The organism is Actinocrispum wychmicini (genome assembly GCF_004345645.1).
GTDB lineage: Bacteria > Actinomycetota > Actinomycetes > Mycobacteriales > Pseudonocardiaceae > Kibdelosporangium > Kibdelosporangium wychmicini.
Window position 1 is genome coordinate 48,202 of the sequence record NZ_SLWS01000017.1, and the last position, 17,304, is coordinate 65,505.

A 17,304-nucleotide genomic window follows, 5' to 3' on the forward strand; every position below is an offset into this window, starting at 1 on the left:
GACGCTAGGCGTCGAGTGCGGGATGCGGATTCGCCCGGCGCGCGAGCAGCCGCACGTACTCCCGCTGGACGTCGGTATCCGGCGGGATCTCGGGCTCGGTGAGCAACGACCCGAGGCGGGCCAACTCGGTGTCCACCTGGGCCAGAAGCTCAATGGACTGGGCACCCAGGCCCTTGCCCTTGGCCTGCCGCTTCGCCACGACGTCAGCGGCTCGCTCGGTCAGGCTCGATATGGCGGCCAGGACCGCCCGCGCCTCATCGCCGAAACTCATGGGGCCGTTCTTCACGGCCAGGGTGCGGGTGTCCACACCGGCCCCACGCAGGACCGGCGACACCTCGTGCACCGTGATGCCTTCGAGGAACCGGACCGGGCGGCCGTCCTGCTCGCCGTAGGAGAAGGTGACCGGGTCGTATCCGTAGGACCACTCCTGAAGGTCACCCATCTGCTTAACCACCGCGAACGTGTCGCGCCCGGCGGCGGTGTCCAGGAAGAACTGGCCGTCCAGGATGGCTTCCCGGTCGGTAGTGCGGATGACGCCTTTACCGACTGGGAGCACGCCTTGCCAGGTGGTGTGACCGTAGGCCGAGATGCGAACCGGGGCACCGTCAGTGAAGGCGCCCGGCACGGTCACATCCCCGTCGGCGTCGATGGTGTCCAGGGTGGCGAACACGGCGGTTACCTCACCCCGGTCCGGGTCCTTGACCTCCACCCGGAGGCGTTTGGTATTCACGATTGCTCCTACACTGGAGTCGGGACGTCGGTAGGCGGTGGGGTGGTGTTGGGGCGCTGGAGCTGCACGGAGAACAGGCCGGTGTGCCGCAGCAGGGTGAAGTCCTCGGCGGCCACGGCGGTCGTGACCGCTGCGGCTTCGAAGCCGGCGTCGACGAGTTGGCGGATGGTGGATGCCTGCCGGAACTGGATTTCCGCGACGTCGCGGCGGTCTTCGCGCAGGAACGGGATGTCGCGGTCGTCGTACCACAGTGACGCGCCCACCGTGGGCGGCGTCAGCAGGTTCTGAAGGCTCCCGGCTGCCATCCTCCACAATGGGCGGATGGTGCCGTCCGCGAACCGACGGCGGGCCTGCGCGTAGTTGCTGTAGGTGGCTGCGGCCAGGCCTTCGGACAGGCCCACGATGACCGGCGGGACCCCGGCAGCGGCGGCGATCCGGGTTTCCCCGTGGCCCTGCACGCCGGTGAGATCGACCTGGAGCAGGTTGGTGCCTACGGTTTTGACGTCCGCGCCGCCGCCGAGGAACAACGTCCGGTAGGCGTTGTGCGCGCCCCGATGCCGGGCGTCCATCGCCGCGCGGAATCGTTCGAACCGCTCGGGCTGCACGTCCTTGTCGAACGTGACCACCATCGACGGGACCGCGCCGTTGTCGAAGAACCGGCGTTTGTGGATGGTTGCGGCCTTGTCCGAGCCGATCTCTTCCAGGACCGGGCTCAGCCAGGACATGCCCCGCCAGCGGGCGGCCGGGTCGGGGATCGGCGAGTAGTGGCACACCTCGTCGGCCAGCAACGCGACCGGGTCCCCTTGGCGGGGTTGGTAGTCGAACCCGACCACGTGCGCGTCTAACGCGTCCGGGTCGCCGGAGGCTGATCCGATCACGATCGTGACCCGGTCCGGGGACATCCGCACCACGCGCCGACCGGGACCGGTCGCGGCCCGCCCGACGTTCCCAGCGGCGTCCACGGTGGTGGCGTAGAAGTTTCCCGCTAGGGACACGTCGGATTCCATCCGGGCCAGCAGTTCGCCCGTGGTGCCTGACGGCCACGGCTTGGCCAACAGGGCCAGCTCGGGCGAGGTGACCAGGTCGCCCGGTCGTCCGTTGTCGGTGAACTCGCGCCACGCGAACCGGGCTTCAGCGAATACGAGTTGCCGCGCCAGGACACACGCGAACACCACACCGTTGGTCTTGTACGCGGCCTGGACGTAGCCGGAGAAGTCGTTTTCGATCCGTTCCCGGTCCGAGGTGCTGCCGGTCTGCCAGGACTGCCGGAACAGATCGAGCTGCCAGAACGGCGGTTCAGTCCACTCCTTACGGCCCCGACCGTGCGGGGTAGTGACCTTGCGGGAGAGCCTCACGAGACCTCCACCAGAAACAGCGCGGCCAGCGCGGCGACCAGGACTCCGGCGACCATGAGTCCGATGGGGACCGAGAGCAGCAGCACGCCGGTCACGACCAGACCAGCCGCCAAGACCAGCAGGGAAGCAAGTGCGATTTCCTGAGGCGTCATGGGTTCTCCTGTTAGCCGTACAGCGCCCACGGGTCGGCAGCTGGGGGTTGGTCGGGCATGGTCACGGCGGCTTGCAGCGCCAACACGTCCGAGATCCCGGCGTCGATCTTGCGGCGGTCCGGGCCTTTGACGAACACGTACTTGGTGCGGCCGTCGTCATCCGCGTCCCGCACGTGCACTTTCTTGCGGTGCATGGCCAGCACGTGATCCGTCGTGACCGGATCTCCGTCGTGGGAGTACGCGCCTTCGGCCACGGCGGTGAGCCACCTGTCACAGGCCCGGGACATCCGGATCAGGCTGTTGGTGTCGAAGAACACCACCCGGTCCTCGCCGTAGGCTTGCGCCCAGCCCTCGATTTCGGTGTGCCACTTCGCCGGGTCGCACAGCATCAGCCCGACCTGGTAGTGGTCGAACGCCCACGCCACCGTCTCGTGTACCTCGGTGCGCGGGATGCGCCACCCGCGCGGCGCGTTGGGCGGGCGAGTCCACACGCGAATGACGAACGTGTGTGGCTTGCCGTGTAGGAGTACACAGCCACGCAACGCCGTGGCGTCATCGCTGATGCTGCCGTCGAAGCCAAGGCCGACCCGCGCTCCGTGCGGCACCTGGATATCCGGGCGGGCCAGCGCGGTCCATCGTGCGGCCTCGACTGCCTTCAGCCGGTCGTCGGTCGGCCGGTTGAAGAAGAACCGAAGCGCCTCTTCCCATTCGGTGTCCGGGTCGCGGATCTCCGCGACCAGCCGGTCCAGGTCCACCCAATGCGCGTCGCCGTAGGCGACCGCCAGCGCGGCGCGCAGCTCGGTGTCCGGGGCGTCCTCGCGGACCTCGGGGGCTTCCACCGCGTCGTAGAACAACCCCGCCGCGCCCTGGTCCGCGGCCTTGTGGGTGTCCTCGGCGACCGACCGTTCCCCGGGGGTGTAGCTGTTGGTGGTCTCATAGGAGCGGCCGGACATCTTGGCCACGTTGCGGCGTAACGTCCGCGCCAGCTTGCGCCCCCCATTGGACGGCAGCCACAGGTGCGTCTCGTCCAACGTGGCGTAGGTGACCCGCTGGCCCTCCCGGGAACCAGCCGAGGCGGTGACCGGCTCCAGCCGACCGGGCCGGTCGGTCAGGAAGCACCGGGTCAACCCGACATCAATCCGCAGGTCGTCAGCGGCGCGGCCGTCGTTGGCCGTCAACGCCTCGTAAAGCGCGCCGTAGGTGTTATCGGTCTGGTCTTCCGAGCAGGCCGCGATCTGCACCCAGGGCGATGGATCACCAGCGGTGCCCCAGGGGCGGCCGACCGGGTCCCCGCGCGCGTCCCACCCAGCGAACCGGACCGGACCGGCCAGCTCGGCCAAAGCCTTGGCTGCTTCAAGGGGGCTCTTACCCCATCCCTTGGACCGGCGTGAGCAGCCACGGCGGTAGCGCAACGCCCCGGTCACCGGGTCCAGCGCCCACCACCGGACCACCAGCCGGGCTTGCTCGTCGGTCAGCAGCAGCGGCGCGTCCGGGTCGCTCGGCGCGGGCAGGAAGTCGGCCCACCATTCCAGCAACGACCAGCCCAGCGAGGGAAATTCACCGGGATACTGCGGGCCACGCCACGGCATCACAACCCCCGAGGCGTGGTCAGTCGTCCTTTTCGGACACCACGGTCAGGTGGGCGTAGCGGCCTGGCCGTGGTGCACGCGGCGGAGTCGCGCCGGGTTCGATGATCTGCATCCGTAGCCGCTGGCGATCCTCCGGAGTCGCACCGAGCTTGCCAACCCGCAGCCGCAGTTCCGGCGCGACCGAGGCCACACCCGACCACAACTCCGCGTGCAACAACGCGGTGTCCAACAGAAAGTCCCAATCGGTCCCGGTCATGGACTGCGCTTGCGGCGAGGTCCGCCAGGTATGCCACCAATGTCGGGTTTGCTCCGGCCAGTCGACAGTGTCGGGAAGCTGCGGACCACGAACCTGACCATCCGCGCTAACCGCCGTCGATGGAACTGAGTCAGCGTTACGGCGACGCCGTTTCGATGGATCCTTCGGTGTCGGGCCGCGACCAGCCATGGAGATACCTCCCGGAGCAGCGGGCCGAATACGAACGGCGTCCACCGGAAGCCCTGACACGCAACCGTTGTGGCGAACACCTTTCCAATCGGCGAGACCACACCCCTGACAGGTGTCGGCACAGGTCAGCCACCGTTGGGTTCTGTCTGGCGCTTTGGCGACTCGGCGCGTGTTGGTGATCGAGTTCGCCGGGTTCTACAGTCCAGAGAATCTACGCCCTTGCGGGCCAAAGTGATTCGGTGTTTGGCGGACATCTAGGGTCAATGGATGGTGTGGTGGCAGGCGTGCCTATGGGCCCTCGCGGGCGGATTCGTGGCGGAAGGCCTAGAATTCGCCGCACTGCAACGCAGGTACCGCAAATGGCCCTGGGAGGTCGACGCCGAGGCGACCGCGCCCACGGGGGGCACGGCTGCCGGGCCGCTGGGCTACTTCATCGCCGAACTCATACGACTGGCTGTGGGCGGAATCCTCGGGGCCGCACTAGCCGGCCAGGTCACCGCGCCTCTGCCCGCGCTGGCAATCGGAGCCACTGCTCCGGTTGTTGCCGGACATCTTGCCGCGTACCTACCCTTGCCGTCCGCCCCAGCCCCAGATACCCCGCCCTCCAATACTGCCCCTTCCACCAACGCTCGGACCATGTCCAACACCCAGCCGCATACAACCAAGGTGACGCGGCCACGGACCCTCACGGCGCCACCCAACGCACAGACGAAACGTCAGGAGACCCCATGAGCGGGCCCACGCTGCTGGCCCAAATCGTGGCTGTCCTCTCTCGACGCACCCCCGCCTTCACACCCGCACCAGGACAACCCGCCACGTTCGGCGCCGCCGTCCACCGACTGATGCACCACCACCGCGATCCACCCACTCCTGTTGCGCCCAACCAACCTCCCACGAACACCGACGACAGCGCGCTCACACAGTTCGCTGACCAGTTCGCTGCTCTGCCCGGTCAGGAGCGCCTTGCAGCCCGTAGCTGGCTTGTGGACACCGAGATGCAACTTTCCCTGACGCTTCTAAAGGCCCTAGAACACAGCCACGTCCTCGCTCTCGACCTCAATCGTGCCCTCGACCGCGCCCCCACCCTCGACCTTGATCGCGCCCCCGATTTCGACCTCGACCGCACCCTCGACCGCACCGTCGACCTCAATCGCCTCCTCGACTCCGACCGCGTCCTCGACCGTGCCCATGGCCCAGTCTTCGTCCCGGTCCTCGACGTCATCCTCGACCGTGTCCTCGAACCCCAGCTTGAGCTCCGTGTCGCACCCGATCTTGACCGCGTCCTTGACCGCCTCCTTGACCGTGCCCACAGCCTCGCCGGCAACCTCGCCCACAAACTCGACCACAACCTCGACTTCACCCTTGCCCGTGTCCTTGTCCGCCTCCTCGTCCGCCTCCTCGAACGCACCAGCGAACACGACCCCGCCCTTGCCCGGGCCCTTGGCCTCGGCCTCGACTTGGTGGGCGTGCTGGCCGGCGTGCTGGCTGGCGTGCTGATCCGTGTCCTCACCGACTTGTTGGTTCGCGGCCGTGATGCCGGTTTCGCCTCAGACACGTTCGTGGTACCTGCGGTGACGGAACACACCACACAAACCGAACTGGACGCGATGTCCCATGCGTTGAAGCGGCTCGACAGCGCTCAACGCAACATGATCGACACGGACCTGCGGGGTATTGACCTGCGAGACATGGATGATCGTGAACGCTTGCTTGACGGTGTGCGGTGGTCCACGGGCACGCGGTGGCCCCCAGAACTCCAAGGATGGGTCGACCAGCATTCCGAACAGATCGGCCTTGACCTCTACGAAATCCATACACACGACAAGGCGCGAAGCCGGGCAAAGTCCTCTTGATCGGGGCTCGCATGCCTTGGAATACCGGACAGTCATGCGTCAACACCTCTTGAGTTGATACCCAACGATTGCTTGTTGCCGTCAGGTCCCAGACCCGTACACAGTTCTGGAAGGGTAAGAGATGGGTCGCGTTTCCCCTGGTCAGCCTCGCGGCACTGGGTACCCCCTACCCATCCCGTCCCCTCCACCCATAGTTACACGCAGCGTGAGCAGCGCCGAGTGGACCGTCGCGGCCACCGAAGCGAATCGGAACAAGATGCTCAGCGGTCCTCAGGTCCTCAGGTCCAAAGGGGACACCGCAGAGACAACAGTGGGTCGCGGTCGCGATCACGACCTCGCGGCGACGTCGATACGCCGAACCGTAGCCACGGTGGGTGGTACTCCCGCGCGCCGTGGATCGGGCCCGCTCCCGCGCCCGCTTGCACGAATCGCAACGCGTCACGGTGGTGGGGGTACCACAGTCCAGACACGGACGTCGCGTCATGGTTCGCTCACCGCCTCGCCAGCCGAGCCGCCGTGTCCACACCGGACCCACACGGAGGCACGGCCTCGGGTCGGCGAGCCGCACAGCCCTACGCGGTGTCCCGCCCCGACGAGGCGTGACCCCGCTGACGCACCTGTCCCAGCGGAGAAACCACGCGATCGGTCTGGTCGGCGGGTGTGTCCAGACCGAGGATCTTCGCCCGCCGCTCCATGATCTTCAACACCCGATCCACCGCCGAGGCGTCCCCGTCACGTGCCGCGCGCCACAAACCCATCAGCATAGAGTCCAAACGGGACAGCTCAAGGGTCCGGACGTCGGCCGCCAACTCGTCGGCGACCGACGCGAGAGCCTGTGTGACAGCCCGATGCGCGGTGGCTCGGTGGGAGTAGCCGCACTGCTGGGCAATCTGCTCATAGCTGGCGCCTGCCTTGCGCAGTTCCAACGCGCGGCCGCGGCGCTCCGCGGCAGCCGCTTGACGGTCCATGCTCATCGGCACCCCCTGCGGCGTACCGGACTGTGGGGTTACCAGTCAGGAGTGGACTCTGCGCGGCCCAGGAACTCCAGCCGCGCTTCGGGATCGTCGCGGAAGGACCCGGCCCAGGCTCGGGTCATGGTGACCGCGTGCGGCTGGGTCACGCCTCGCACGCTCACACACGTGTGGGTCGCGGACACCACGCACGCCGCGCCTTCGGCCGGAAGGTCTTCGTGGATAGTGCGTGCGATCTGCGCGGTCAGCCGCTCTTGCACTTGCAGCCGCCTCGCGAACACGCCGACCAGCCGGGGCAGCTTGGACAAGCCGAGCAGTCGCCCGTCACGGGGGACGTACCCGACTGTGGCCGTCCCGGAGAACGGCAACATGTGGTGCTCACACAGCGACGCGAACCGGATACCGGACACCACGACCATGCCGTCCGCGCCCTGCTCGGGAAACACCCGCTCCAGGTAGACGCGGGGGTCCTCACGGTAGCCGGCGGTCATGTCCGCCAGCGCCCGCGCCACCCGGTCCGGGGTGTCGCGGATCACCGGCTGGTCAGGGTCGTAGCCGGCGAACCGCAGCAGCGTCCGGACCGCCACGCAGGCGTCGGCAAACCCCTGTGGCGCGGTGGTGTCGGTGTTGCTGGCGATCATGGGTCATCGGCCCCTTTCGGTCTCCCAGATGCTGATGTGCAGGCGAGGCGTGATGTTGAACCCGTACTGGATCGCGGGCTCGGCGATGCGCCGCAAGTGATGAACAGTGTCGAGATCGGTCTGTCCCTCGGGCATCACCCACACCGTGGCCGGGTCCAGCTCCAGCCGATCGACCAGGCCCGCCAGCTCGGCGACATCGCCCCGGTGACAGCACACCGCCTTGAAGCACGCCCTACCCTCGCCCGCCAGGCGCCAAAAGGCCCGAAGCGATGCCGCGCGGATGCGGAGGTGTTCCGGCACCCCGGAGTTGGCCAGCTTGAGCCCGACGTTGAACCGGACAGTCGCGTTGTCCATCAGGGCATCGGTGGGGTGGATGGACCCGTTGGTCTCGATCTCGATATCGAGGTCGGCCAGCAGTCCCAGCAGTGCCGCGAACCCTGGGGTTCGCTGTTGCATCAACGGTTCGCCGCCCGTGATGACCACCAGGCCCACCGCCATCGCCCGCAACTGCTCGGCGACGTCGGCGACGTCCCGTCGGTCCAGCTCCACCCGCAGGTCGAACCGGGTGGCGTCCCAGGTGTAGGCGCTGTCACACCATAGGCACGTGAAGTTGCAGCCGCCCAGCCGTAGGAATCCGGCTGGCCGTCCGAGGCTCGGCCCCTCGCCCTGCACAGTGGGGCCGAACAGTTCCGCGATCTCCAGTGTGTTGGCTCGGTCCGAGGTGGTCACGGCCCCGCCTCCGGCACGGGCGTGGCTGGTGGGCGCCACATCGCCTGATTGAGGTGGGTCTCGGTCACGGTCACTTCGGCGACGTGGACCTCGTCGGTGTCCAGGATGCCTGACAGCAGCTTGCCGGCGACCTCGCCGAGCAGCTCGGCCACCGCTTCCACGGTTGGCCAGCCGGCCATCACGAACACCTTGCCGTGGTCGGCCAGCACCGGGACCAGTGGGTCACCGTCGCCGAGCAGGACGCCGTGGTCCAGGTGGTGATCAATCCAGCCGCGCAACAGGCGCTTGACCGTGCCGAAATCCACGACCACTTTGTCCTCGGGCAGCTCGCTGGCACACAGGGTGACCGCAGCCCACCAGGAATGCCCGTGCAGCGACTCACACTTGCCGGGCAGGTGGGGCAGCCGGTGTGCGGTCTCGAAGTTGTGCCGAACGGTGATGCTGTGCACGCCGTGTCACCCCCGGCTCACGACGTAGGTGGTGGTGGACGAGTCGTGACCGATGTCGTCGCGCACGCCGACCACGTCCAAGTGGATGGCGCGCAACCGGTAGCCCCCGCCCCACGGTTCCCATTGCGGCGCGACCCACCCGTCCAGGTGCACGAAGATCCGTTCGGCCGCGTCTTCGTTGGTGGCGTCCTTGAACACCTGCCGGGTCAACTCATGGATCCGGGCTCTCAATGCCTCGTTGGTATCGGCGAACGACGGATACCCATGACGCCCCAACGTGTCGTACACCACCAGGACCCGGCCGTAGTGCGAGTGCGCGCGCAGGCCCATGGCCTTGTTGACGTTGGTGAAGAAGATGTCGAACGGTCCGACGGAAATGGTGCGCCGCAAGGTATCCAACGGGTTACTCCCTCGTGGTCGGTGGATGGTCGTAGCGGTGTACGCCGGTGGCAGCGCGCAGCAGCCAATGCGTGGTGGCGTCCGCGAGGTACAGATGCAGCCCGGCAGGCACACCGGCCGGGTCACAGCGAAACGGGTTGTGCACTCCGGAGGGCACGCCGACCGGGTGGTGCCGGGCGCGGAGCCACGCTTCGGCGCGGTGGTAGGCCACCGCGCACAGCCCGCCCATCGCCGCGCGGTCGTAGGTGTCGTGGTGGGCCAAGATCACCGGGTCGTACCCGTGCTTGCGGATCAAGTCGCGGTGGCGCAGCACGGCAGCCCGGTCGCGCAGTCGCACGAGAACCCACCGGCCACGGTCGAACAGTCGGATCGTTCCCCACCGGAAGCCGCGGCCCCAGGTCGAGGAATCCACCGAGTAGAACGGGAACGTCTTCAACAGCTCCCATACGGTCATGCCGAACCCGTGGAACACCGCGCGGCCCTCCGCCAGGCGGAACGCCTTGACCAGCCACGGAGTCACCACCTTGACCGGGTTGCCCAGCAGCTTGCCCAACGCGATGTAGGTGTACCCCTCATCCAGATAGCGCTCAAGCCAGTACCACGGCTCGCCAGTGTGGAACACCGGAAGCGGCTGCAACCCCATGGCCTCTAAGCGTTTCTGGTTGCGGTAGGTCGCTTCCGGCGCCCCGATCACGTCCAAGTTGGAGTACACCGTCAGCTGGTCATCCCAGCGTCTGCACCAGGCCGCGTAATCCTCCAGTGTCAGGTGGATACCCAGTGTCCGCGCGGAGTGCGCGCCTGAGTCGCCGAACAACATGGATGCCTCACCGCCGGGCAGGCTGCCGAGGAACTCGTCCATGCGCTTGACCCGGAAGTACGCATAGCTGCACAGCATCTTGAACGGCTCGGGTGCGGTCACGGGCCGCTCTCCGCTGCGAGCACGTCCAGCAGTCCGGCCAGCTTCTCTACGTCGTCCTTGCCGGGGTAGCGATCCAGCGCGGCGCGCCACTGGTCGAACAACTCCGCCGTGACCTTCAGCCGGATCTCAGGCAGCATCAGCGCCTCGTCGGGTTCGCCGTGCCGGGCGGCTAGCTCGGTCAGCGTCGGCCGGTCAGCCATCACCCCGGCCAGGTCGTCCAGTTCGGTCGTGGTGAACCCGGTACCGGCGACCCCTGCCGGGGCCTCGGCCAGCTCTTGCAGCATCGCCAACAGCCGTTGGTCATCCCACACGGCACGCTGCGCGGAACGGTTGTCCACCAGCAGAATGCGACGCGCCCGGTCGTCGTCGACGTCCAGCACTAGCGCGGGCAGCTCGGCCAACCCCTTCTGCCGCGCGGCGCGGTAGCGGTGCTCACCGCCCAGGATGTACCCGGTGGCCTGTTGGACCAGCACGGCGCCGAAGAACCCGTTCTCATCGATCGAGTCCCCGATCACGTCGACATCACCCTTGTTCGGGTTGTCCGGGTGAGGCCGGATCTCGTCCAAACGGACGGTCACGTACTGCTGAGAAAGGACGTTCGCCACTACTCCACCCGCCTCGGGTCATTCGCTGCGCGTAACCAATGAATGCGTGTCACGGTCCATTCCAGTGACCGACGGAGTATTGCGTTGTCCAGATCGAGGTGCCCTGTGATCATGTAAGTGATATCCACGGCATGGGGATGCGGCAAACATCCTCGACGCCGTTACGTGAAAGGCTGAAAATGAACAAGCACGTCCATGGAGACCGTACATACGGTCCCAGATTCGACCGAGTCCGCGTGGTCCGCCCTCTCGACATCCTGGCCGACCGGATGCTCGAAGACCTGTACAAGCTGGTCGGACACGATCCTGTGCCAGCCGACATCCAATTCAGCATCACCATCCGGGAACGCGAACGACTCCAGGTGTGTATCGGCGGATTGACGAACGACTTCACGTTCACCGGCGGGGGCATCCTCCAGTACAGCAAGGAGGCCGATTCCTTAATCGACTACATCATCGACTTTGTGGATTCCTACAACTGGAAGAACGACCGCGACCCGTGGGATCGGCGATTCTTTTCCTCGGTACGCATCCTGACCGAGATTGCTTGGAACAGCGGGAACTGGACCCCCGGACAAGTCACAGTGTCGGGCTAGGACTGAACACATAAGTGTGACTGCGCCCCCGGTCGAATGGTTGCGGCAAACAACCGTCCCGGGGGCGCAGCGCTGTGCCAGAGCCTGTGAAAGGCTGTAACCCGGCTCTGGCCCCGGAAGCCTACCGGCCCCAAGCCACCCCGTCATCGCCGGAACTGGGGACCACGGCGCCCCTAGATGGCGGAGACCCCCGCGCGAACCACTGGGGGAGGGAGGTTCGCGCGGGGGTCTCGACGCCGGGTCCTGGTTGCGGGCACAGGAGTACCTAGCCGGGTCAGTATGGCCGCTGTAACACGGGCCAGTCAAGCACTTTCAGCCCGACAGCGCCGGGGCCGCTGACACGGCAAGGATTTCGTGCTGTAGTTGTCGATCCAGCGTGGCCGCCAGCTGCGTCCACATCTCCAGACCCCAGCACCGGCCGCAGTCGGCGCACACCACCTGTACCCGTTCCGGATCGATCGCCAACGCAGGCTGCCGCACGAAGTCGCCTTCGTCGTCCGACCACACCCGCACTGTCCGAGCCGTACAGACCGGGCAGGCCCGGCCCCGTAACCCGACACGTGGCGGCGGATCCAGCAACCGCCTCGCCTGACGCACCCAGTCCGACACGGTAGCGGCAGCCCAGACCACATAGTCCGGATACTGGTGCTGCCAGGCCTCCGCGTGACCGACCCACAACCGCAACCGATCCGCCACCGCCTCAGGCTGCCCGTGATCCTCATGCCCGAGACAGGCCCGCGTCACCTCCTGGCGGATCTCAGCAAGCAGGCTCACCGCACCCAGCGATCCCGGCGGCCGTGAGCCACCGCCGGACACCTTGGCGTTGTGCTCGTGGCCGGGCATGACCGCGCCCGCGACCTGGTCCAGCAGGCTATGCACCGCCGCGTACTCGCGGGTCCCGTTCTCCCGGGTGATCAGGACCTGACCAGGCTGTACCAGCTGATCCACCGCGACCTCCCATTCCAGGCGCGCGGCGGCGGCCTCGTCGCGGGTCACCACCACCGCATCGACGTGTTCGCTGTGGACGGTCACCTGCGTACCCCTTTGGTGGCTGCCTTGGTGTGGCGTTCGTGGTGCATGTCCTGGTAGCGGTTGCCGTACTTGCGGCACGGTCGACCGACCGGCGCCCAGCAGCCGACCAGCGGGCAGGGCACCGTCATCGCGGCCGCGCGCTGGGCGTTGTAGGTCCAGCCCATCTCGGCGTACACGTCCGCCATCCCGTGTTTCGCTGCTGCGGCGGCGGTGGCGCGGTCGGTGGGCCTGTGCGGGATCGCCGTCCGCTCCGCCCGCCGACGCCTGTGATCGCGGACCGCGACGAGGATGTCAGCCGGGCGGACCGGTTCCCGGGCGGCCTTGGCGTGCGCGATGATCGCGGCTTCGCACTCGCCGAAGGTCACCCCCTCCAGCGCGGCCTGCCAGGCGAACACGTCCGCCACCCCGACCGTGCGCTGATCCAGGCTCGCGGCCAGGCCAAGCAGCTTGGCGACCTCGGACCGATCCAGCCCCATCAGGCCACCCCCGCCAGCAACCCGGCCAACGGCCCCGCCTGCCCGTCCCAGCCGTGCTCGCCGTCCCAGAGATCACCCACCCTGGGGCCGTCGTCCGGGCGTGCGCTCGTGTCGTGCTGGCGGTCACGGGCTTCCTCAGCGGCGAAGTGGTCGGCCAGGGCGAACGCTGCGGCGACCCGCTCGTCGGTGGTCGAGCGTGCCCGGCGCGCGGAGGCGACGGCGATCGTCGGCGCGCGCATCGCCTCGGCGACCAGATCCGGCAGCAGGCGCGTCCCGAGCTGCTTGCCCGCCCACACCTGAAGCCCAGCCGCGACGTGCGCCTGGTCGATGCCCTCCAACAGCAGCTCGGCCGCCTCACGCGCCAGGCGGGCGGCAACCACCTGGGGTTGCCCAGGGATCTCCTGGTCCACCAGCCGGGCGGCCTGCTCGCGTGTGGGTGCGTCTGCGCGGGGGTGCGCGTGCTCACGTGCGCGCGGGTCGCCGCCAACGGTAGGAGTTTCCAGCGTAAGGGGGGCAACAGAAGCCCTCTGCCCCCTACCCCCTCCCCCCTGACCCTGCGGCGAACCCTTCGCCGAAGGGTTCGCCGGGCTGTTCGACCTGCGCGAACGGCCAGCCGGCGGCGCCTGCTCCGGTGTGGACCGTGGCGGGCGTTGCGAGCGCGGAGGCTGCTGCGGCCGGGACGGCGCGGGACGGGTACGGGGACGCTCCTCCGCACCGGCGGCCTTCGGCTTGCGGCCACCAGTCCCGGCGGTCTTGATCGCGGCGGGCAGCTCGGTCACGCCCGCGACCAGAGCGACTGCGGCCATCTCCGGACCGGCGCCGACCACCTCAGTGGGCAGGCGCCGCAGCTCGGACGCCAACGCCGCCCGCAGGACCGGGCTGGTGATCAGGAACGCCTCTCGCAACGCGCCCGCCAACACGTTCGGCTGCTTGTAGATCCCGTCGTTGCGGATCAGCGACCTGATCAGCACCTCCTCGGCGTCGTGGTCGCAGACCACGAACCGGGCGGCATCCAGCTCAGCCAACGCGGCAGTGATGGCTTCTACCGTGGTCGACCGGGACCGGGATGCCCACCGCCGTAACCGCATGGGTAACAGTCCCGAGTACGACAGTTCCCGCTGCGACAACAGCAGGAAGTACAGACGCTGAGCCTGGCAAGACAACTCCAGGAAATCCGGGTCGTCCCAAATGGACACATCGATACGAGCGTGATCACGCGCCATGAGAACCCCTCTTACAGGTCGGGTGGAACAACAGGAAGGTGCAGCCGCGCACGGATACGCGCGGCGGTGTAGGTGGTCATGCCGGTCCGCGCCGCCACGGCGGCGTCGGTGCATCCCCGCCGATGCAGCCAGGCCACCACCAGCTCGCGAGCGTGAGTGGTCAGCTGTTCGGCCAGCAGTTCACCGCGCAGGCAACGGCGGGCGGCGTCGGCGTCCACGTGTCGGTCGGCCGGGATCATCAACGTCCGCCAAAAAGGGGTGCGGAAAGGCGCGAGCCAAGCCCATACCCCCAGGGGACGGGCTGGCCCGCGTAGGTCTGTCGGTGATGGTGCACGGCCAGACGGCCGCGCGCAGGGGCGAGGGGTTATCGCGGCTCGGGGAACGTCTCGGGGCAGTCCCCGCTGGTGCGGAAGCGCAGGAACCTGACGCCCTTGCCGCGCCGGTAGAGGTTCCATGCCTTGCACGCCAAAGGGACAAGCGTGGCCGGGCTCTCCATCTTGCCGGTCCGCAGGTCCTTTGACCGCTCACGCAGCGCCCATACCGGGTCGTCCTCGTCCACGTGCATGCCGGAGATCAGCCGGTCGAAGAAATCCTCAGTGGCGTCCACATTAATCCGGGAGAACACCCAGTGCAGGAACGCGCCGGTCGCCGCGCGCATGATCTTGCGGGACGCCAACTGCTTGCCAGCATCCAATGACGCCCGGATACCGGGGTTGTGGGTCAGGTAGTCGTAGGCTTCCTCGTAGCTCGGGACGCGGTGCGCGCTCGTGCCGAGTTTCGATCGGACGCCCCGATCCCACTGCACGGCAAGGTTCAGCGTGGCGGTCAACGTCCTCGTGTTGCTCTCGCCCATGATGTCCAAGTGGTGGCCCAGTGTGCGCCGGTTCTGCCGGTCCATGGTGACCTGACTGTCACTGGTCAACCCGTGCACCACCACGGCGCGGATGCTCACCCCGGAACGCGCCACGGCATGCAGCCGGTGCTGTCCGTCGAGGATCTCTCGCTGTCTGCTCCAGCGGATCGCGTCTCCGTTGAACTGGAACTCGCCCCGGGCCATCTTGCCCGCGAGATCCCGCACGTGTTCCTCGCGCAGCTTGCGGTTGCGGGTGTTACGTCGCAACATCTGCGTGGCCATCTCCGGCGTGATGACCACGATTTCCACGATTTCTTCGGACACGGATCTATCCTTCGCTTGTCTCGGTAGGGCGTAGCTGGGTGATCGCGGCGGCGATGATCGCCGCGGCCTGGGTGAGATCCGCGGCGCAGGCGTCCGCGACTTGCTCCCGCTTGCGCGGCAACCGGTCGTCGGCAAACAGCCGCGCCAACCGTTGCGCGTCCTTCACAACAGCCCTTGCCGCGTCATGGCAGGAGTCCACAATGGGCCGCCGCCGGACACCCACTTGGCGCACCTGCGTGCCCAACGCGGTCGGCGTGTCTGCTGGATCGGTGGCATCCCGGCGGGACTCTGCCGGCTCGGTGGGCGTCACCTTGCGCACCACGTTCGCTCGCGAGAGGTTTCCCTCCACCTTCGCCTCGGCGAGCGCAGCCTCGTACCGTTCGTCGGACACACCATCGGTGACTGGGTAGATCGCCTTGGTCAACTCCTCCCGACCGGCGAAGTCCGCAGGTCGCCGCACTTGATGCATGCGTGCGTCAACTGCGGTCTCGCCTCCGACAGTCGGGCCGAGTAGGTCGGTGCGGGCACCCTTCGCGGCGATCGTCCCGGCCTGCTGACCCTTGCGGATGGCCAGACCTAGGCCCCGCTCCGCGCGGCGGGCGATTTCGGCGGCGGCCAGCTCGGCGTCCTTACCGAGCTGCTTTTGCACCGTGTAGATTCGAACGGCTTCAGCCTGAGACTTCACCTCCACAATCTGCTCGATGTTGTTGTGCTCCAAGGCATAGTCCAACGCCGTCTTGGCGGCCTGACAGGCCCGGAGCACCTCATGCGCAGGGTCGGTCGCACGCTCGATCGCGTCCGAGGTGATGACAGCCAACTCGGTCACCGCGCCGCGCCATCCCGCTGAGCACCGGTCGGCACGGACTGCAACAAGGGCATAGAACGCTCCTTACACAATGGATTCGCCAAGGGACGAAAGGGACCTCGCCGCTACGCGCGGCGAGGAAGGCAACTGTCCGGCATGGACCGGCCCATCACGCTGTCTCGGCCGACCTACCGGCGTCGGCCGAGCGAGCAAGCAGATCACGGAGCGCGATCACGTCCAGGGCGTGAATCGGCTGCAACTTGTTGGCATTGCGCGAGGTCGTATCGTCACACCGCACGTACCGCCCGGTCGGAACCAGGATTCCCATATTCAGCAACACGTTGACGGTCGCGCCGTTCATCGACCCGCGCCGCACCCACGGCGGCAGCAACACCCGCCACCGGTTGGCGGTGGTCTGGAAGAACGGGTCCATCAACGCCGAGCTGATGATGGCCTTCACGATCTCGTCCACATGCGACTTGTTCGGCGGATCGATCGTCAACACCCGGGTGATGTGGGCCAGTTCATCGCCGTAGTCCAACGGCAACACGACCGCCAGCCGGGAAACCTCGTCCGCCATCGCCGCCGGGTCCCCCGCAACAGCACCCGTAGCCGCGACCGTCCCCGGTGCCCGGCGGACGCGCCGGGCGGTGGTCACCGTGTCAGCAACTTGAACGGCCGGACCGGGATCGTGTCTGAGCACTTCCGCGCGATGTCCGGATACTCGTCCTGGACCATCTTGGCCCGCAGGATGGTGCGCTTGCCCTGCTTATAGGACACCACCGGGCGTCCGCCGAGGAGGCCGATCTCCGCATCACCCAAACGGCCCTTGATGATCGCGCTGAGGTCCTCGCACACCTGCGCGACGCGCTCCTCCTCAGCCTTGGCCGCAAGCAACGCGTGATAGATCAGGTGCAGGTCGGTCAGATCCACCCCGACCGGATCGGGCTCGTCGGGTCTGTCCCGGCCGCTGGTGTCCTCAGTGGTCGGGATATCGAGGGAAAAGGACATGACTGTGCCGCCTCCTTTGACGGCAGGGTTGGGCCGCAGATGGTGAACGAACGACACTGGGTGGCCAGTCACCCATCAAGATGGCCAGCCCCGGGGTAGATCAGCGAGCCGGGCCCCGAGCGACACGCCGCGCATGCCGTAGCAGAG

At 67.5% G+C, this 17,304-nt stretch carries 23 protein-coding genes; 2 read left to right on the forward strand and 21 right to left on the reverse strand.

What is annotated here, in order from left to right; translation table 11 throughout:
* Positions 1-4 precede the first annotated feature (4 nt).
* The 6 genes from EV192_RS48665 to EV192_RS54435 form a co-directional block, all read right to left on the reverse strand.
* Positions 5-730 carry an HK97 family phage prohead protease gene (locus EV192_RS48665; protein WP_132125611.1) on the reverse strand — a complete coding sequence of 242 codons (726 nt, stop codon included), beginning with the start codon at positions 728-730 and terminating at the stop codon, positions 5-7.
* A gap of 8 nt (positions 731-738) precedes the next feature.
* Positions 739-2,085 (reverse strand): phage portal protein, encoded by a 1,347-nt coding sequence (locus EV192_RS48670; RefSeq protein ID WP_132125612.1) that lies wholly within the window; start codon positions 2,083-2,085, stop codon positions 739-741.
* On the reverse strand, positions 2,082-2,237 hold the full coding sequence (locus EV192_RS54430; RefSeq protein WP_165960994.1) for a hypothetical protein: 156 nt from the start codon (positions 2,235-2,237) through the stop codon (positions 2,082-2,084). The genes EV192_RS48670 and EV192_RS54430 overlap by 4 nt, the downstream gene beginning before the upstream one ends.
* Positions 2,238-2,248: 11 nt before the next feature.
* Positions 2,249-3,826, reverse strand: coding sequence for a terminase (locus EV192_RS48675; RefSeq protein WP_132125613.1), 1,578 nt, complete (start codon positions 3,824-3,826; stop codon positions 2,249-2,251).
* Between the two features lie 19 nt (positions 3,827-3,845).
* Positions 3,846-4,271 carry a phage terminase small subunit gene (locus tag EV192_RS57710; RefSeq protein WP_481730789.1) on the reverse strand — a complete coding sequence of 142 codons (426 nt, stop codon included), beginning with the start codon at positions 4,269-4,271 and terminating at the stop codon, positions 3,846-3,848.
* A gap of 1,025 nt (positions 4,272-5,296) precedes the next feature.
* The gene (locus tag EV192_RS54435) at positions 5,297-5,689 is read right to left on the reverse strand and encodes a hypothetical protein (protein ID WP_165960995.1); all 393 of its coding nucleotides are present in this window, start codon (positions 5,687-5,689) and stop codon (positions 5,297-5,299) included.
* 42 nt (positions 5,690-5,731) lie between these two features.
* Here EV192_RS54435 and EV192_RS48690 point away from each other — a divergent pair, with 42 nt between their 5' ends.
* A complete protein-coding gene (locus EV192_RS48690; protein ID WP_132125615.1) occupies positions 5,732-6,124 on the forward strand; it encodes a hypothetical protein in 393 nt (130 codons plus the stop codon).
* Between the two features lie 572 nt (positions 6,125-6,696).
* On the opposite strand, the gene EV192_RS48695 is transcribed toward EV192_RS48690, so the two are convergent.
* The 7 genes from EV192_RS48695 to EV192_RS48725 are packed head-to-tail and all read right to left on the reverse strand — an operon-like array spanning position 6,697 to position 10,837.
* Positions 6,697-7,098 carry a hypothetical protein gene (locus EV192_RS48695; protein ID WP_132125616.1) on the reverse strand — a complete coding sequence of 134 codons (402 nt, stop codon included), beginning with the start codon at positions 7,096-7,098 and terminating at the stop codon, positions 6,697-6,699.
* A 32-nt stretch (positions 7,099-7,130) separates the two neighbouring features.
* Positions 7,131-7,736 carry a GTP cyclohydrolase I gene (gene folE / locus EV192_RS48700; protein ID WP_132125617.1) on the reverse strand — a complete coding sequence of 202 codons (606 nt, stop codon included), beginning with the start codon at positions 7,734-7,736 and terminating at the stop codon, positions 7,131-7,133.
* A gap of 3 nt (positions 7,737-7,739) precedes the next feature.
* On the reverse strand, positions 7,740-8,465 hold the full coding sequence (locus EV192_RS48705) for a 7-carboxy-7-deazaguanine synthase QueE (protein WP_132125618.1): 726 nt from the start codon (positions 8,463-8,465) through the stop codon (positions 7,740-7,742).
* A complete protein-coding gene (locus tag EV192_RS48710) occupies positions 8,462-8,914 on the reverse strand; it encodes a 6-pyruvoyl trahydropterin synthase family protein (RefSeq protein ID WP_132125619.1) in 453 nt (150 codons plus the stop codon). The genes EV192_RS48705 and EV192_RS48710 overlap by 4 nt, the downstream gene beginning before the upstream one ends.
* 6 nt (positions 8,915-8,920) lie before the next feature.
* Complete coding sequence (locus tag EV192_RS48715) at positions 8,921-9,313, reverse strand: hypothetical protein (RefSeq protein ID WP_207926875.1); 393 nt, start codon at positions 9,311-9,313, stop codon at positions 8,921-8,923.
* 4 nt (positions 9,314-9,317) lie between these two features.
* Positions 9,318-10,232 (reverse strand): hypothetical protein, encoded by a 915-nt coding sequence (locus tag EV192_RS48720; RefSeq protein WP_132125620.1) that lies wholly within the window; start codon positions 10,230-10,232, stop codon positions 9,318-9,320.
* Entirely contained in the window at positions 10,229-10,837 is a 609-nt protein-coding gene (locus EV192_RS48725) for a ParB/RepB/Spo0J family partition protein (RefSeq protein ID WP_132125621.1), read from the reverse strand. The genes EV192_RS48720 and EV192_RS48725 overlap by 4 nt, the downstream gene beginning before the upstream one ends.
* Positions 10,838-11,016: 179 nt before the next feature.
* Here EV192_RS48725 and EV192_RS48730 point away from each other — a divergent pair, with 179 nt between their 5' ends.
* Positions 11,017-11,433 carry a hypothetical protein gene (locus tag EV192_RS48730; protein ID WP_132125622.1) on the forward strand — a complete coding sequence of 139 codons (417 nt, stop codon included), beginning with the start codon at positions 11,017-11,019 and terminating at the stop codon, positions 11,431-11,433.
* Between the two features lie 312 nt (positions 11,434-11,745).
* Here the strand turns inward: EV192_RS48730 and EV192_RS48735 are convergent, their stop codons facing one another.
* From EV192_RS48735 to EV192_RS48770, 8 genes are all read right to left on the reverse strand, one after another.
* Positions 11,746-12,465 carry a DUF7341 domain-containing protein gene (locus tag EV192_RS48735; protein ID WP_132125623.1) on the reverse strand — a complete coding sequence of 240 codons (720 nt, stop codon included), beginning with the start codon at positions 12,463-12,465 and terminating at the stop codon, positions 11,746-11,748.
* Positions 12,462-12,941, reverse strand: coding sequence for a zinc finger domain-containing protein (locus tag EV192_RS48740; protein WP_132125624.1), 480 nt, complete (start codon positions 12,939-12,941; stop codon positions 12,462-12,464). The genes EV192_RS48735 and EV192_RS48740 overlap by 4 nt, the downstream gene beginning before the upstream one ends.
* A complete protein-coding gene (locus tag EV192_RS48745) occupies positions 12,941-14,164 on the reverse strand; it encodes a hypothetical protein (protein ID WP_132125625.1) in 1,224 nt (407 codons plus the stop codon). The genes EV192_RS48740 and EV192_RS48745 overlap by 1 nt, the downstream gene beginning before the upstream one ends.
* An 11-nt stretch (positions 14,165-14,175) precedes the next feature.
* A complete protein-coding gene (locus EV192_RS48750; RefSeq protein ID WP_132125626.1) occupies positions 14,176-14,403 on the reverse strand; it encodes a hypothetical protein in 228 nt (75 codons plus the stop codon).
* Positions 14,404-14,528: 125 nt separating this feature from the next.
* The gene (locus EV192_RS48755; protein ID WP_132125627.1) at positions 14,529-15,341 is read right to left on the reverse strand and encodes a hypothetical protein; all 813 of its coding nucleotides are present in this window, start codon (positions 15,339-15,341) and stop codon (positions 14,529-14,531) included.
* 4 nt (positions 15,342-15,345) lie between these two features.
* A complete protein-coding gene (locus EV192_RS48760) occupies positions 15,346-16,167 on the reverse strand; it encodes a hypothetical protein (protein WP_132125628.1) in 822 nt (273 codons plus the stop codon).
* Positions 16,168-16,315: 148 nt separating this feature from the next.
* Positions 16,316-16,804 (reverse strand): ribosome-recycling factor, encoded by a 489-nt coding sequence (locus EV192_RS48765; protein ID WP_132125629.1) that lies wholly within the window; start codon positions 16,802-16,804, stop codon positions 16,316-16,318.
* Positions 16,801-17,157 (reverse strand): hypothetical protein, encoded by a 357-nt coding sequence (locus EV192_RS48770; protein WP_132125630.1) that lies wholly within the window; start codon positions 17,155-17,157, stop codon positions 16,801-16,803. The genes EV192_RS48765 and EV192_RS48770 overlap by 4 nt, the downstream gene beginning before the upstream one ends.
* Positions 17,158-17,304: the final 147 nt, after the last annotated feature.

Excerpts from the sequence above, each read along its gene's own strand:
- EV192_RS54430 (WP_165960994.1), bottom strand. The coding sequence starts at position 2,237 with ATGACGCCTCAGGAAATCGCACTTGCTTCCCTGCTGGTCTTGGCGGCT.
- EV192_RS48675 (WP_132125613.1), bottom strand. The coding sequence starts at position 3,826 with ATGCCGTGGCGTGGCCCGCAGTATCCCGGTGAATTTCCCTCGCTGGGC.
- EV192_RS57710 (WP_481730789.1), bottom strand. The coding sequence starts at position 4,271 with ATGGCTGGTCGCGGCCCGACACCGAAGGATCCATCGAAACGGCGTCGC.
- EV192_RS48695 (WP_132125616.1), bottom strand. The coding sequence starts at position 7,098 with ATGAGCATGGACCGTCAAGCGGCTGCCGCGGAGCGCCGCGGCCGCGCG.
- folE (WP_132125617.1), bottom strand. The coding sequence starts at position 7,736 with ATGATCGCCAGCAACACCGACACCACCGCGCCACAGGGGTTTGCCGAC.
- EV192_RS48730 (WP_132125622.1), top strand. The coding sequence starts at position 11,017 with ATGAACAAGCACGTCCATGGAGACCGTACATACGGTCCCAGATTCGAC.
- EV192_RS48740 (WP_132125624.1), bottom strand. The coding sequence starts at position 12,941 with ATGGGGCTGGATCGGTCCGAGGTCGCCAAGCTGCTTGGCCTGGCCGCG.
- EV192_RS48745 (WP_132125625.1), bottom strand. The coding sequence starts at position 14,164 with ATGGCGCGTGATCACGCTCGTATCGATGTGTCCATTTGGGACGACCCG.
- EV192_RS48750 (WP_132125626.1), bottom strand. The coding sequence starts at position 14,403 with ATGATCCCGGCCGACCGACACGTGGACGCCGACGCCGCCCGCCGTTGC.
- EV192_RS48770 (WP_132125630.1), bottom strand. The coding sequence starts at position 17,157 with ATGTCCTTTTCCCTCGATATCCCGACCACTGAGGACACCAGCGGCCGG.